Source organism: Mesorhizobium sp. M0174 (assembly GCF_040322275.1).
GTDB lineage: Bacteria > Pseudomonadota > Alphaproteobacteria > Rhizobiales > Rhizobiaceae > Mesorhizobium.
The window spans coordinates 22,869-37,844 of sequence record NZ_JAMYTB010000016.1; the positions used below are offsets into that span (position 1 = coordinate 22,869).

Genomic DNA, 14,976 nt, shown 5'->3' on the forward strand with positions numbered 1-14,976 from the left:
GTGGACGCCCCTTCGGACGCAAGCGATTTTTTTGGCGGTAGGCACGATGTCGGATGCTGCCATCTGTCCGGCCTCCTGATGCAGGTCTGAGGGCGCCGAGAATGATGTGCAGGTGGTATTCGGGATCGTATCCAAAGCACTGCAGAATATCGAAGGCCTGCGCGTAATCCCCCGTGAAATCGAGGACATTCTGACGATCTCGACGGCCGAACGGCACCGCTGGTTGAAAGATGGTCGCTTGCAGAGCGCCGGGACGAAAACGGTGAAACTCCGCGGGCGGGCAAGGAACATCACCTTTCACGTGTTCGACCCGCAGCACGTGGAGGATGTGCTTGACCGCGACCTGGTTACGGTCTGGCGCGAACAGGACGCAGCGACAGCTGCAGAGAATAGGCGGCGAGCCGCGGGGAAGGCCGCTATGAAACGTGCTCAAAGAAGCGGCCGCGGAACTGCAGCTTCAGCTGGCTATGGCCCCGATGAGAACTCGCACTCCAGTTTGCGCGGCTGGGAAGATTTTGAGAATGACGGACTCCTGCGCTGATAGGCCGGGCACAAGCAGGTTAGGACGTTTGCCTGCGCCGTGCGAGTTGCGCAAGGAGGGCCGTCAAACGCATCGCGTTCAGGACCCGCTTCGCAGGGACACCGCCCTTGCGCGCCATCTCGACGCCCAATGCATGTGGTCGAGCTCGCGGATCGAATGAGCGTCCGGATTGATGCTGAAGATGCAGCCCTGATCGAGTGCCTTTTGATGCCAGCGCCAGTCGAGGTCGAGTCGCCACGGATGTGCGTTGATTTCGACAGCGACGCCGTGTTTCGCACACGCTTTGAGGACTTTGTCGACGTCGAGATCATAACCGGGCCGGCGCAACAGCTGGCGACCGGTCATGTGCCCGAGGATTGTCGTCCGAGGATTTCCGATCGCCTCAATGATACGCTCCGTCTGTTCCTTCTTGGGCAACTTGAAGCGGCTGTGCACGCTCACGACGACGAAATCGAACTGCTCCAAGATATGATTCGGGTAATCGAGCGAGCCATCTGCCAGGATGTCCGCCTCGATGCCCTTCAGTATGCGAAATTTTCCATTGTATGCCTTGTTCAGCCGGTCAGCTTCGTGGTGCTGTTCAGCAATCTCCTGCAACGAAAGGCCGCCTGCGTAGTGAGCGGACTGCGAATGATCGGCGACACCATAGTATTCGAAACCGCGCTTGCGCGTGGCTTCAGCCATTGCCTCAAGCGTTTCGGTGCCATCGGATGCGGTCGTGTGAGAATGCAGGACGCCATGCAGATCTTCATCCCGAATGAGGGCGGGTAGCTTCTGCTTTGCCGCTCGCTCAATCTCGCCCCTGCCTTCGCGCAATTCAGGCTCGATAAACTGCAAGTCTAGAGCTTGGTAGATTTCTTCTTCTGTCGCTGACGCGATCAGCTTTCTCCGGCGATGAAGCCCGTCGGCGTTTAGGGTGAATCCCTTGTCGGCCGCGAACGTCTTCAGTTGCTCAAGGTGGTCTGCCGAACCGGTTGCTTCGAGCAGGCTCGCGCCAAAGTGCTTCCTGTCCGTGACAACAAGCCTGAGGGTCGTATCCTCGATTCCAGTCGATTTTCTGCCCTGCGCTACCAGGGCGAAGTCGGAGACGAGTTCGCAACCGCGCCGGAAGTCACCTGCAATTTCGACGCGCGAAAGCTCTGGATGCTCTTGCTTCACCGATATGACCGCATGTTCGAGAAGGGCGGCGGCCTTGTGCAGGTGAAGTTGCGTTTCGCCGCTTCGCACAATGGCCAGGTTCTGCAGGAGCTTTGTCTGAAGCGCGGCGCCGAGGCCTTTGACTGGGCGTATGCGGTCTTCTCTTGCTGCGGCCTCGAGCTCCGCCAGCGAGTTCACGCCGAGCGCCTGATGAAGCTTCAGTATCTTATCAGGACGAAGCCCGGGTATGGCAAACAGCTCCATCACGCCCGTTGGAACATCCTCGCGCAGCTTCTCAAGGCTCGGGTGCGTGCCGGTTTGGTAAAGCTTGGTCACGATGTCTGCGATCGCGTCACCGATCCCCGGGATCTTGGTGAGGGCGCGGGCGGCGATGATCCGATCAAGCGGCTGCGACAGCGCCGTCAGACTGTCTGCCGCGCGCAAGTATGCCTTTATGCGATAGGGATTGTCGCCGCGCATAGACGCCCGTTGTGCGTATTCCCTCAAAAGACTGGCGACGGTCCTCGGATTGATTTTTGCCATGGCTTCAGCCAAACGGAGGCCGATCTCCGCAGGTTCCAATCAGGCAAGGCCATGAGCGCCGCGTTGCCCTTTAAATCCCGGCTTTACTGCCTCTTCCCGCGTCGGACGCTACAGATTGGGCAAGGATTGGTCAGCGCGACCCCATCCAGCCAGAGCTTTGGAGGCTGCGCGTTTCTCTAATTCAGGAGCATCGCCCACGTGGAAATGAGAGGGCGCATCTATTGTCTTCATCTCCGCCCACGTGATCGGTGCCGCGACAGGAGCGCCCGGACGTGATCTTGCGCTGTAGGGCATGATCGCGGTCGCCCCGCGCTGATTGCGTAGATAGTCCACAAAGATGCGACCCTTGCGGCGCGCCTTTGACAACACGGCCGTGAAATGGGCCGGATCGCTCCGGGCGACCGCCTGCGCCAGGCGAGACGCGAAGTCCTTCACCTCTGGCCACTCCGCGTCAGGGGTGAGCGGCGCGATGACGTGCACTCCTTTGCCTCCTGTCAGCATCGGGAAAGTCGTAAGTCCCAACGATTTGAGGATAGCGCGGAACTGAAAGGCAGCGGCGCGGACGGCCTCAAAATCGAGGCCTTCATCGGGGTCGAGGTCGAACACGAGGCGGTCGGCCTTTTCGACATCCTCGATCCGAGCTCCCCATCCATGCAGCTCAATCGTTCCCATCTGGACGCAAGTCATCAGCCCGTCGGCATCGTCGACATAGAGATATGGTTCCTCGTGCCCGTCCTTCTCCGTGATGCCGACGTGGTGGACTTTGTCGCCAAAGCTGCCGGCGTCGTGTTTCTGGAAGAAGCACTTCTTCGCGCGGCCCTGTGGGCATCGAACCAGACTGATCGGCCGGCTGCCAACCCAAGGAAGCATGATCGCCGCGACCGCTGCGTAATGGTCGGCGAGCTGTCCCTTGGTGATGTTGGACTCCGGATAGATGACGCGGTCACGGTTACTTATCGCGATGGCGGTTGTCGCAGACGCGGCGAGATCGCCTGCATGACGTTCCGTCTCGAGCACGACCGCCTCCGGCTTCTTGTCTTCGCGGAGACCAAGATAGCTCGGATGTCGTAACGTCCCTTCATTTGTCATTTCGGTGAAGGCAATCTCAGCGACCAGTTTCGGACGGAGCCAGTGTGCGCCGCGCACTTCGGCGCGGGGTGCGTCGACGGTCGCAGCCTTCTGCTCAAGCGGCGCCATGATCTTCAAGAGACGAAGAAGTTCAGCGGTATCGAAGCCGGTGCCGACTTTCCCGGCGTAACGCAGCTTGCCGCCGTCATGAACGCCAAGGATCAAGGACCGAAACGCGCGGACCTTGTCGGACGGCGTCCAGCCGACAATCACAAATTCCTGCCGCCTGATGCATTTGATCTTCAGCCAGCTTGCGCCGCGGGCCGCCACATAACTCGAATCCGCGAGCTTTGAGATGACGCCCTCAAGGCCGGCTGCGCAGAAGCGATCGAGCAGTTCTTCTCCGCGGCCGAGGATATGGTCGGAGTAACGAAGGACCGGATTTTCCGCAGGCAAGATCGCCTCCAGCTTCGCCTTGCGCTCAAGAAGAGAAAGCCTTGTCAGATCCTCGCCGTCGAGCTGCAGCAGATCGAACGCATAAAAGTCGATAGTCGCCGGGGCACCCTTCAATGCATTCTGAAGCGCCTGGAAGTTAGATCTTCCTTCCGCATCGACAATCACGGCCTCGCCGTCAATCAGGGCGGAGCGCACCTTCAGCTTGCGAGCCTCGGAGAGGATCGAGGGAAAACGGCTAGACCAGTCCAGACCAGACCGTGTGTAGGCTCGCGCGTCGCCACCGCCGACGGCAACGAGAATACGATAGCCGTCGTATTTCATCTCATGGATCCAACGATCGCCGGCAGGGACCGTGTCCAGGAGCGTTGCGAGCTGGATCGGCCGGAAAGCGGGCGGCGCTATGACCTCGTCACGAGCGGGCGACTTCGCTTGACTAGCGGTCGACCCATTGATTGCCTTATGCGACGTTGGCTTGACCACTCTGACCTAAACCATACTCGGAGACGAAATAGCGTTATCCGTCCAACGCGCGACTACTTCTTTAGTTTCGCTGCAGGCCGTATTGAGCTTTTCGCGATCATTGCCGACCCGCTTGATCAGCGCCTCGGCCTGAGGCCTTGCTTCCTACCTCCGGCCCTTCCATTTCCCGATTTGCGCGCACAGCTGACTGGCAATAATCAAGAGCAGGAACGTGCCCTCAAATGCCGCCGTAGCGTATCCGCTTTCTGCCATCCCGATACTGCGGGGGTGGTTCCGCTTAGAGGGCGACGCCAAACACCACGGAAATGAACGTGCCGACTTGAAAAAAACCTGATGCGACGAGGTAGTCGAGAATTTCGGTGGATTGCGTTCGTCGTTAGTGTTTGTGCACGTCAAAATTGCTATTAATAATCGCAGTTTCGGGGACGATGTGCGCGCTTGGAAGATGTAACTTACTTGTGGGTCGCGGAGACCGTTCTTCGGAAACACGGACGCCCCCTGAAGGCGCGTGCCCTCGTAAACTATGGGATTGACGACGGACTCTTTCCGGCAACAGGACTTAGCCGTACCCCTCAGAAGTCGATGCAGGCTCGCCTAAGCATCGACATCCTAAATAACACCACGTCGATCTTCGTCCGGACAAGCCGGGGACGGTTCTTTCTCAGAGATTTGCTCCCATCGAATCGCGCGGACGAACCGACGGAATTGCAGGTCTACACTGCAGAACGACATGCACCGAGGCCTTCCGCTGAGATGGTTCTGTGCGTGCCCCGTCGAGTGTGTGAGCGCTTTCTTGATTTTCAGGGCATAGGGCACATCGGCGTGGAAAATCCCTTGGAAAACCTGCGGGATGATCAGTTTGAATACATTGCCCGAGCGCTGGCGGAGACCGATGACGCCGCAAAACAAGTTATTACGTACACGATCATCCAGCACCAGTCGAAAATCTTGTCGTTTCGAAGGGGTCTCTACAATCGGGCGGCCAACTTCTTACGAGGTGCCCACTGCGTTGGCTTCGGGGGACATGTCAACGAAGCCGACCGTGACCTCTTTTCCCGACATGATCTGGGCATACGTCAGAACGCAGCCAGAGAAATTTCGGAGGAGCTGCTCCTGCCGAACGGGCGACCCCAGATCGATCCGGCTTCCTTACAGTTCTTAGGGATACTCAACGACGACTCGTCCGACGTCGGGGTACGGCATATGGCAGTCGTGCTGCGTTATTGGGTAGAAGACTGGTCGAATTGGCGTTCCGTCACTAGGGGCGAAGCTTCTATAAACAAGTTGCGTTGGCTCGACACGGCCGGCGAGACGATCAATCTCTCCGAGTTCGAATACTGGTCCCAGTTGGTCATTAGATCGTTCTTCGCGAGTTCGATGAGGATGGTGCCTAGTTACAAAATCCAACGAAAGTTGATCTTTCGGGAGCCACATGTCCTTTGCGTCGTGGGCTCGATAGGCTCCGGGAAATCCGCTACCGGCCGTATGTTTGCCGAGCAGTTCGGATACGAGACGGTGAATTCGGGCGCTATTCTGGCAGGTTTGTTGGGCATTCCTCCCATACCCGAAACCACGCGTGCGGAATTTCAGAAAAGGGCGGAAGAATTCATTTCCGATCCCGACGGTCCTTTAAGGCTTGGTGCGGCTCTCGCAACAGCCGCCAGCGTCTCCAGGGCTGAACGGGTTCTCATAGACGGAATCCGACATCCGGAAACGCTTGAGGCGCTCAGGTCGAACGCGAAGAAGCCGGTCGCACTTCTTTATGTCTACACCCCACCGGACGTAGCATATGAAATGTACCGCGACCGGGAAGGACACGAGGAGCAATCGATTACCTTCGCCGACTTTATAAAACTCTACACCGCGCCCGTCGAAAGCCGGATTCGGTACCTGGTTGGCGATGCCGATATCATCACGTTCAATTGGCTCGGCTTGCAAGCGTACGAGCGCGCTATCTCGAGCTTAGTGGAGGAACTCCATGCTGACTGAAGTCGATGGAGGGTATGATCAGGGCTACCGGGCAGTGGAGAATTTCTGGGGCACAGCACCCGCGAGCTTGGTCGCTGCCTTTCTTCGCACCCAGAATCCAGCCGGCTTTCGCGTTCTTGACGTGGGCGCAGGTGAGGGAAAGAACTCCGCCGCTTTCACGTTGGCCGGGGCATGTGTCGATGCTCTCGAATGTTCTGCCGCAGCGATTCAGAACGGACGCAAGTTGTTTCAGGGCGAACCCGTCAACTGGATCCAAGCGGACGCGATGGAGTATGCGTACCCATCATGCTCCTACGACATCATTATCTGCTACGGGCTGATCCACTGCCTTCCAACGGAAGCCGCAGCTCGCGAGCTAATACTCAAGCTTCAAAACTCCCTCAAGCGGGGAGGCACGATCTTCGTTGTGGCCTTTAACAACGGCAGTCATGATCTTTCGGCGCATCCAGGATTCAAGCCGTTGTTATTAAGCCACGATTGGTTCATTCAGCAGTTCGAAGGCTGGCGGATCGACGTCGCATCAGACTCGATACTTTTCGAGACCCACCCTCATAACAAGATCCCACATCATCATTCCTTGACCCGGTTGAGTGCGGTGAAACCATGACGGCCACTGCTCTTAAGGCAACCGTTCCAGCCGAATTAGTTAAACTCTATCGCCAGGGAAGAGTTATACCATTCGTTGGCGCAGGCGCTTCCATGTCATTGGAATGGAAGTCTCCAGACGGGCTTGTCAGGTGTCGCGGCCCGTCATGGAGCGAAATGGTCGACGAAGCCTGCCGTCTGCTCGGCTACGAAGACCCAGAGCTTCTCCGCTATCGCGGAACCGACCTCCAGATCCTTGAGTTCTTCGAGCAGAAGCGGGGAAATTTTGCGCCGTTGACTAACTGGCTCGTGAGGCGGCTCGATGTTCCGGACGATGCGATCAAGCACTCTCAGATCCATGCAGCGCTGGCCTCGCTGATCAATTCGGCAAGGTTCTACACGACCAACTACGATGACCTGGTGGAGCGTTCGCTCAAGCTTGCAGGGCGAGACGTAAAAGTCATCGCTAGCGAGAGGGACATGGGAATGGGAGACAGGATGGTCGAGGTTGTAAAGTTTCACGGCGACTTCGACAATCCTGACGCGATGGTGTTCTCTGAAGGCCACTATTATAAGCGGCTGAGACTGGACGGCCCGCTCGATCTCAAGCTACGTTCCGACCTCTTGAATCGCGTCGCCCTGTTCGTCGGATACAGTTTCAGGGATCTCAACATCGGCTTCCTTTTCGACATGTTGAACGAGATGCTGAAATCGCTTCCGGGTAGCGACACCGGGAAGCGCGCGTATATAGTGGTCAATAATCCGTCTGACTTCGAATATACGCTTTTTAGAAAGCGTAACATGGAGATCATCCCGACATATGGAGATGATCGCACTGCGAGCTTGGCCGACGTCCTAGAACAGATCGCATCATGAGAAGGCGAACCATATATTATGCCACGCGCAGCACCTTCAAGAACGAAGAGCTCGATATAATTTCGCGTGAGCAGACGTTTGTAGACCCCAGAAGGATGGATCGGAGCATCGGCGAGCTGATTGAATTTAAGGTCTCCCGCATTCCCACGGAGGAACCCCTCGAGATCGATCTCAGCGCAATGGTCCGGCACAAGGCGAGATCTGCATACAGGGCCATCTTAGCCCCCTGTATCGTCGAACATGCCGGCCTTATTCTCGAAAAGAACCAGCACGGAGGCTTTCCTGGCGGGCTGACGCAGCCGATGTGGGACGCTCTTGAGCCGGAGGGCTTTCTCGCACGAACCGGGTGCGCAGGCGAGCGCGCCGTTGCGCGTGCCGTCGTCGGTTATTGCGACGGGAAACAGACTTATACGTTCGTAGGTGAGACGACTGGGACTATCGCACGCGCGCCCCGGGGATCGCGGGAGTTTTACTGGGACGTCGTTTTCTGCCCCGACAACGGCGGCGGGATGACCTACGCCGAGATGAGCGATCAGCCTGACGGCCTCCAAAAGAAACTTGCCATGTCGCAGTCTACGAAAGCCATCAGCGCTTTCGCAAGCTTTCTAGCGACACAGAACGGTAACGGCCTCTTTGATTGAGTTGAACCTAGGGGCGCGCCGTCGCTGTCTTTCCGAGACCTGAGATCGTAAGCGGAATAACTGCTATTCGCACATATTTCCCAGAAGCAAAAGCTCGCTTGCGGCCCGCAGCAGACGTGGCTCAGGGTAAGTCGGCTATCCTTCGTTTTGCGGATCATCGGACGCACGCCAAGTGTCGAAATTCTCGCGCGCGACGTTAGTCAACATTCCGGCGAACGCGTCGGGATCAGCAGCGTACAGCGCGTGCCGCATCTCTGTGAACGCATTGAACTTGTCGCTCCGGCCGCTCTCCAAGAGGTGGGCCTTGTAGCGCCTCACGAGCCCAATCCTCGATCGAAGATAGTAGTTGAATTTGCCTCGGCTGATCTTGGGCTGCCGCTCGATTACCTCTGCGGTGAAGCCGTCGAGTCTACTGGGCTCGAAGTCTACATCGGGGAAGAAGTGGCGAGCGATACGCAGTAGCCTAAAGGCGTTTAGGGGAGCGTATTGCCCGCGCTCGATGTCATCATTCGACCTAGGCAGCTCGGCGAGGGCGCCGTCCGGGGCAGGTTCCGTGACTTCCGCCTCGGGCTCTGCATCGGCCTTCTCTATTTCGCTTGCCGTTGCGTCGCGAACCTGGCGGAACTCGCGGTCAGCAAGCTCAAATAAGGCGGCAAGCGTGTTGATACGACGCTTCAGCGAGGCGGGGATCGATTTCTTGTATTTGATCTTGTGGTCGAGCGTGCTCCACGAATCCTGGATAATCGTTCGGATTTGGAGTTCAAAGCGATATGGAGCGAACAACTGATATTCGGGCATCGCGGCGCGAGCGCCGTCGAGCCTGAGGTCGAGGTGCAGGCCCTTGTAGCCGAACGAGTTCTCGGTCCTCTCAATCTCGGCCGTCTTGTCGGTCACGTCGATCACGTTGAAGTGCTCACGGACCAGTTCGCCCACCGGCTCGATCTCGTCGTCGTACAGGCATACGAGGCGCAAGCCGATCAGGTCGGTGATGCTATCCTTGATTTCGTAGGCCGTTTGGCTCTTTTCGAGAGCTTCCAGATACTTGCGTGTGAATTTCTTGATCGATTCCTCGCGATCCTTGATGCGACCGGTGGCCGCCACCACCTGATCGCCGTGGGCGAGTAGCGAACTCAGGAGCGTTAGGAATGCTCTTTTTGCCTGCTCAAGGCGCTGAGCAGTGTCGTTGTAGTAGTCGCGGAATGCGGCCTTTTCGGCCTCGAAATCGAGTGATGACATGCTGATTGCCCCCCGGCCGTATCAAAGCTCGAAGCGAGCCGCGAGCCAAGCACTTTCTAGAAACCCTGGAGCGAACTCGGCCAGTGTGTCCGCCTTCTGAATGCTACAATCGAAACCGGACAGTCAGGAAGCGGCCCCCAAGCAGGCGTAAGTCGGTTGCTGCCCCCCACTCAACGCGTTTATGACGAGCTCGCTGACTGACAGGCAAGCGTAAGGATCTATGAGCCAACGCCCCCTCACCTTTCGACCGGCGAGCATGCATCCGCTTTTGTTATGGCCGCCTCAATAGCCCGCAAAGTACTGCACCACCGCGTTCAGCGACACAGTTGCTTTGCCAGCAAGCTCCTGCTGCGACTAACCAAGCAAAGGCAGCGGCGACTCGAATCTGTAGTGAATTGACCACCCCCCACAATGGCAGGCGGATACCTTTTCGCCATGTATTCCCTCTACATTACACATTATAAGGCGTATTAGAGGCTGTTGATGTCAGATAGCGCCCGACACAAGAAGCCGCAGCCGACAGACTCCTTGTTCGAGGATAACCCCGTGGGGCACCGAAAGCATTGTTGAAATCGAAACGCTCCGACTTCGTCCAGACCTGTGCAACGCCTGATAGCGAGGGGAGCCCTCACCCCGCCGATCAGCATGTCGGAAAACAGATCGCGACGGTCCGCGTCCAGTCGGACGTCTCGCAGGCACAGCTCGCCCGGTCGATAGGCATCAGCTTCCAGCAGCTTCAGAAATACGAGAACGCCAGGAACCGCGTCAGCGCATCCATGCTCTACGAGATCGCCAGCTCATTGGGCGTCCCCGTAAGTCGCTTCTTCGAGGGTTTGCCCGGTAATGACCAGAATCGCGTGGAAGCGAGGCCGCTGCCCGTTGATGAACGTCTGGACTTTATCGCCAGCGCGGAAGGCCGGCGCCTGATCGAAGGGCTGATGAAACTTCCTCCCCGGGTGCGTGGCCGGGTCTCAGCCCTGATCACCGCTTTCGGCGAAGAACTCGCACCGGCCGACGCGAACAGCGAAACGGCTGGCGAATACTCGCCGGCCCAGCGCAAGACGGCCTGACAGCCATCGGACTTGTCAGCCGTACTTTCGTGCAGCGGGCATAATGATGCGGCCGGTGCACCCTGATACCGCGATATCGGTACCGAAAACCCGCGAACGGGCTGCAAATCCATCAAGAATATCTCGCGCTGAGTTCCCGGTTGCGGCCGTGGGAACCAGTCTGCCCGTTGGCGATCCGATAGACTGAGCGTCCACGCCAATGACAACAGGGAGAAGCTCTACACCTTGAAGGCCTCCGCTCACGTCATAGCGGCATGCGGCGACGATGCTTTGCCAGACTTCCGGCGGGTCCCATTCGTTCTCGTCGGCATGCACGTGGAAAAGGAAGTTGCCGAGGCCGTAGAAGATCGGCGCGCCGTTGTAGATTTCCAGCGCCTGAAGCACGGGGGCACCGTGGCTGACGAAGAGCTCCGCGCCGGCGTCGATGGAGGACCGGGCGAAGGTCCGCACCCAACGCGGCACGTCCTGCCAACCTGGTTCCCAATGGTGATGGTGCAGATAGGCGACAACGAAATCGCCTTGTGCCGCTGCCTGCCGGATAGCGGACAAATGGATCGTCGCGCTCTGAGAGTCGACTTCGACGATGCGACCGAAGCTGGCAGCTTGCGCAAACACCGTGCCGTAGAAATTGATCTCTTTGCCGCTCGCGACCTCCGGCGGATCTTCCGGCTGCGCATAGTTAGCGAGCTCGAAGGGGGAACTTTGCAGATGCTCTCCAAGTCTCGCCAGCCTGCGGAAATGTCCGTCCGGCACTCCGAACTTTCGGACGGTCTTCAGCCGGTTGACGCCAGCACGCGCCGGACGAAAAGCGGTAGCATTCTCTGCATACATGTTGGCCGGCCCTGGGCCTGCATCGATGGCAAGAAGCGTGACGTCGCGCGCCCCAAGCCGGCGGCGACCCGGTTTGGCTGCGTCCGCCTCGTCCGCCCCAATCCCGGCGTGGAGGAAACAACGCGCTTCCACCTCTTCCAGTGTATTGAGCACGCCGCTCGGGCCGAGGTCGAAAGCGTGGTTGTTTGCCAGGGCAAGCGCGTTGAAGCCGATTGCCTGCAACGCATCCAACACTTCGACTTTGGAATAGCCGAAGTACTTGCCCTTGGTCGGCCAACCGCCGTGCTTGCCGAGGATCGTCGACTCGAAGTTGGTGAATACGAGGTCGCCCTGCCCCAGGAAGCGGACGATTTCGGCGAACCGTTCGTCCTGGATATTGCGGATATCGTGCTGGATGAGGGATTGGCCGGTTACGACCGCGCAAAAATGGTCTTTCATGGGAGCTCGCCTTTTGGATTTGGATGTCGGGCGCCGGGACGCGGTCAGCGCCACACGTTGTCGAAGCCGGTGGCGCCGCTATTTCGCGACGGCTGGTGCGATGTCGGTCTTGAACCATTTGATACTCAGCGCCGTGAGCGTCCCATCCTTGGTGGCCGCGTCGATGGCCGCGTTGAACTTGGCGAGCAATTCGGTATCGCCTTTGCGCATGCCGGCGCCGACACCAGGGCCCCATAGGCCGCCCTTCAGTTCCGGGCCGAAGAACACCGCGATCGACCCAGCCGGCGTCTCCAGGAAATCCCGCCATGTGAAAAAGTCGGCAAGCCCGCCGTCGACCCGTCCGGCGGCGAGGTCGAGCTTCAGATTGTCCAGGCTGTCATAGCTGCGGATGGTCACGACATCGCCGAAGAGATCTTTTAGCACCGCCTCCGAGTTCGACGAACGCAGGACCCCGATGGCCTTGCCGCTCAGTGTCGTTCTAACGTGCTCGATGGCCGCTTTTTCCTTTTCCCCGACTGTCGAGAGGTTGACCCTCTGCTTGGTGTCGCCGGCGTCGAGCCCCAGTTCCTTGCGCACGACGAACTGGTTAAAGCCGCCGGCATAGGGAACCGAGAACGCGATCGACTGCTTGCGCTTCTCGGTGATCGCCATGCCCGACATGATGACGTCGAACTTGCCGACGACCAGGGCCGGAATTATGCCGTCCCAGTCCTGCGCAACAAAGCTGCATTTGATGTTGATGCGGCGACACAGCTCGCGTCCGACATCGACGTCGTAGCCATAGAGCTCGCCATTGGCATCGGTTCCGTCCCATGGCGGCGAAGCCCCTTCGGTGGCAATCGATAGCGCGCGCTCGCCCTCGGCCCGGACGGGGAAGACTGATATAAATGATGCGAGCAAAACAGTCATGGCAAAGGGTATGCGCATAAGGCACCTCTTTCGTTTTGGTTGGTGGGAATGCAGCGAAAGCTGCACGGTCACGGCGTGGGTGTCGTGATCTCGGGTTCGCATAGCGCTGGCTTTGGTCGCAGCCTGCGTCGTGCGCCAGGAGGGCGGTCGGTCGAGAGCCGCCGTTCCAGAAACTGAGTTAATTTCACCGCAACCGACGTAAGCGACAGATAGATCGCACCGGCGATGATGAAGATTTCGAAAGGGGCGAAGGTGGCCGACACCATCTGCCTCGCCATGCCGGTGATCTCCAGAAGGGTTACGGTGCTTGCCAGAGACGAACCCTTGATCATGCCCACGACTTCGTTCCCGTAAGCCGGCAGCGAGATCCTGAACGCGATCGGAAAGGTGACAAGGCGGGCGGTTTGCAGGCGTTTCAGGCCGAGAGCCGCGGCGGCCTCGATAAGACCCTTGGGCACGGACTGCAGACCTCGACACAGGATCTCAGTCGTATGCGCCGCGCTGTTCAGCGAGAATGTAAACAGGGCGCACCAGAAAGGATCCCGCAGGACCACCCAAAAGACGCTTGCCCGTACCGCCTCGATCTGGCTTAGGCCATAGTAGAGCAGGAAGAGTTGAACGAGCATGGGTGTGCCGCGAAAGACATAGGTGTAGCCCAGCACCGCGAGCGACAGGCTAGGACGCGCGAAGGCGCGGATGAACGCCAGCGGCACCGACAATAGAAATCCCGCCATCAGCGACAGCGCGGTCAGCGTCAAGGTGAGCCCCACGCCAGAGGAGAGCACCACCACTGAATCGAGCATCAACCGGAGGTTCACGGCGGCTCCCCTAGCGACCGAAAGCGGGGTAACGCCGCTCGGCGAACCGGATCGACACCAGCGTCATTGTTGTGAGGGTGAGATAGAGCGCTGACGCTGCGAGATAGAAGGTCAGCGGTGCGCGCAGGGATCCGGCACCGATAAAGGCAACGCGCATGATGTCGGTCAGGCCGACAATGGACACCAGAGCGGTATCCTTGAAAAGCGAAATCCAGAGATTGCCATAAGCTGGCAGTGCCAGCCGCAGCATCTGCGGACCGATGATGAACGCCCAACGCTGCCAAGCATTCAGCCCCAGCGACTTCGCCGCTTCGGTCTGCCCCGCCGGCACGGCGGCAATCGCACCCCGGAACACTTCGGTCGCATAACCACTGAACACGACCGAGAGCGCGATCACCCCTGCGGTGAACGCATTCACCTCCACGTAGCGGCCGGCCACCATGCTGGCGAACGTGGTGCCTCCAAAGTAGATGAGCAGGATAATCACAAGCTCCGGGACACCACGGACCACAGTCGTGTAGGCCGTCACAACCCTGCTTAGCCGCGGGGCCGCCGCACCTTTGAAGATGGCCAGCAGCAGCCCGAATGCTGTTCCCAAGGAACCGCTGAGAAGTGCAAGGCTCAGGGTTACCACGAAGGCAGCAGCAAACTGAAAAGCAAAACCGCCCATTGGATTCGTCCATTGGTTGCACTTCGCAATGTACGGCGCGTTTTCGGCGCAATACTTTCGGTGGATGGCCTACGGTTGCAGAATCGCCTTAGGGATTGGCCGCAATTAAATTCTCGGATTTGGCCTAAACTATCGGCTATTTCGTTTTGCTCAATCTATAATTTAAAAAATTTTTGCCATAACGAACGATTATACACGCCCTCACTCGGTTACTCCGGCAAAACTAGGTTGGCAGAATTGAGCCCCGCTCTGCGCGAATCTTGGCGCTCTAGCCTCTGAAAAGTTCGGATGACCGGCTGACTTCGCCAAGCCCATTCCGAAGGCGAACGAGCCCCCTCGCGGCAAGGGTCAATCAGAGATCATCATCAGGCTTGACGAGTTCGATGTGGCCGACGCCGAGGGCTTGAGCCAGTTCATAAAGGGTGATCACAGTCGGATTCCTCCGACCCCTTTCTAGGCCGCTGAGATATTGCTGACTGAAGCCGGAACGCGCCTCAACTTCTTCCTGGGTCAGACCCTTCTCTCGACGCAGGCGGGCGAAGTTCCGGCCGACCAATTTGCGCATATCCATGCGCTGGAAGATCGCGGCTTACATACTTTGAGTTTATCAACTATAATATGTAAACGGCTGATCTGAGGAGGATTTGCATCGCCTCGGTACCAAGGTCCGAGAAGGTATCTTCTCAGA

13 protein-coding genes and 2 pseudogenes are annotated in these 14,976 nt (G+C 58.3%); 7 read left to right on the forward strand and 8 right to left on the reverse strand.

Features of this window, described 5'->3' with window-relative positions; translation table 11 throughout:
* Positions 1-127: 127 nt before the first annotated feature.
* A pseudogene (locus tag NKJ13_RS23960) lies at positions 128-541 on the forward strand (hypothetical protein); the annotation flags it as partial.
* Between the two features lie 78 nt (positions 542-619).
* Here NKJ13_RS23960 and NKJ13_RS23965 read toward each other — a convergent pair.
* Both NKJ13_RS23965 and ligD read right to left on the reverse strand, forming a co-directional pair.
* Complete coding sequence (locus NKJ13_RS23965; RefSeq protein ID WP_352778606.1) at positions 620-2,233, reverse strand: DNA polymerase/3'-5' exonuclease PolX; 1,614 nt, start codon at positions 2,231-2,233, stop codon at positions 620-622.
* Between the two features lie 96 nt (positions 2,234-2,329).
* The gene (gene ligD, locus NKJ13_RS23970; RefSeq protein WP_352778608.1) at positions 2,330-4,225 is read right to left on the reverse strand and encodes a DNA ligase D; all 1,896 of its coding nucleotides are present in this window, start codon (positions 4,223-4,225) and stop codon (positions 2,330-2,332) included.
* 456 nt (positions 4,226-4,681) lie between these two features.
* On the opposite strand from ligD, the pseudogene NKJ13_RS23975 reads away from it, so the two are divergent.
* From NKJ13_RS23975 to NKJ13_RS23995, 5 genes and pseudogenes are all read left to right on the forward strand, one after another.
* Positions 4,682-4,885 (forward strand): annotated as a pseudogene (locus NKJ13_RS23975) (winged helix-turn-helix domain-containing protein); the annotation flags it as partial.
* A 174-nt stretch (positions 4,886-5,059) separates the two neighbouring features.
* A complete protein-coding gene (locus tag NKJ13_RS23980; protein WP_352778695.1) occupies positions 5,060-6,214 on the forward strand; it encodes a hypothetical protein in 1,155 nt (384 codons plus the stop codon).
* A complete protein-coding gene (locus tag NKJ13_RS23985) occupies positions 6,204-6,821 on the forward strand; it encodes a class I SAM-dependent methyltransferase (RefSeq protein WP_352778610.1) in 618 nt (205 codons plus the stop codon). Before NKJ13_RS23980 ends, NKJ13_RS23985 begins: the two co-directional genes overlap by 11 nt.
* Before the next feature lie 155 nt (positions 6,822-6,976).
* A complete protein-coding gene (locus NKJ13_RS23990) occupies positions 6,977-7,675 on the forward strand; it encodes an SIR2 family protein (protein WP_352778612.1) in 699 nt (232 codons plus the stop codon).
* Positions 7,672-8,316, forward strand: a complete 645-nt coding sequence (locus NKJ13_RS23995; RefSeq protein WP_352778614.1) for a non-canonical purine NTP pyrophosphatase — start codon at positions 7,672-7,674, stop codon at positions 8,314-8,316. The genes NKJ13_RS23990 and NKJ13_RS23995 overlap by 4 nt, the downstream gene beginning before the upstream one ends.
* 135 nt (positions 8,317-8,451) lie before the next feature.
* Here the strand turns inward: NKJ13_RS23995 and NKJ13_RS24000 are convergent, their stop codons facing one another.
* Positions 8,452-9,552 carry a GTP pyrophosphokinase gene (locus NKJ13_RS24000; RefSeq protein ID WP_352778615.1) on the reverse strand — a complete coding sequence of 367 codons (1,101 nt, stop codon included), beginning with the start codon at positions 9,550-9,552 and terminating at the stop codon, positions 8,452-8,454.
* Between the two features lie 566 nt (positions 9,553-10,118).
* Here NKJ13_RS24000 and NKJ13_RS24005 point away from each other — a divergent pair.
* Positions 10,119-10,622, forward strand: a complete 504-nt coding sequence (locus NKJ13_RS24005) for a helix-turn-helix domain-containing protein (RefSeq protein WP_352778618.1) — start codon at positions 10,119-10,121, stop codon at positions 10,620-10,622.
* A gap of 15 nt (positions 10,623-10,637) precedes the next feature.
* Here the strand turns inward: NKJ13_RS24005 and NKJ13_RS24010 are convergent, their stop codons facing one another.
* The 5 genes from NKJ13_RS24010 to NKJ13_RS24030 form a co-directional block, all read right to left on the reverse strand.
* A complete protein-coding gene (locus NKJ13_RS24010; RefSeq protein WP_352778620.1) occupies positions 10,638-11,891 on the reverse strand; it encodes a CapA family protein in 1,254 nt (417 codons plus the stop codon).
* 78 nt (positions 11,892-11,969) lie between these two features.
* Complete coding sequence (locus NKJ13_RS24015; protein ID WP_352778684.1) at positions 11,970-12,800, reverse strand: transporter substrate-binding domain-containing protein; 831 nt, start codon at positions 12,798-12,800, stop codon at positions 11,970-11,972.
* A 68-nt stretch (positions 12,801-12,868) separates the two neighbouring features.
* Positions 12,869-13,618 (reverse strand): ABC transporter permease, encoded by a 750-nt coding sequence (locus NKJ13_RS24020; protein ID WP_352778622.1) that lies wholly within the window; start codon positions 13,616-13,618, stop codon positions 12,869-12,871.
* Between the two features lie 10 nt (positions 13,619-13,628).
* Positions 13,629-14,288 carry an ABC transporter permease subunit gene (locus NKJ13_RS24025; protein WP_352778624.1) on the reverse strand — a complete coding sequence of 220 codons (660 nt, stop codon included), beginning with the start codon at positions 14,286-14,288 and terminating at the stop codon, positions 13,629-13,631.
* Between the two features lie 352 nt (positions 14,289-14,640).
* Positions 14,641-14,859, reverse strand: a complete 219-nt coding sequence (locus NKJ13_RS24030; protein ID WP_352648079.1) for a helix-turn-helix domain-containing protein — start codon at positions 14,857-14,859, stop codon at positions 14,641-14,643.
* Between the last annotated feature and the right edge of the window lie 117 nt (positions 14,860-14,976).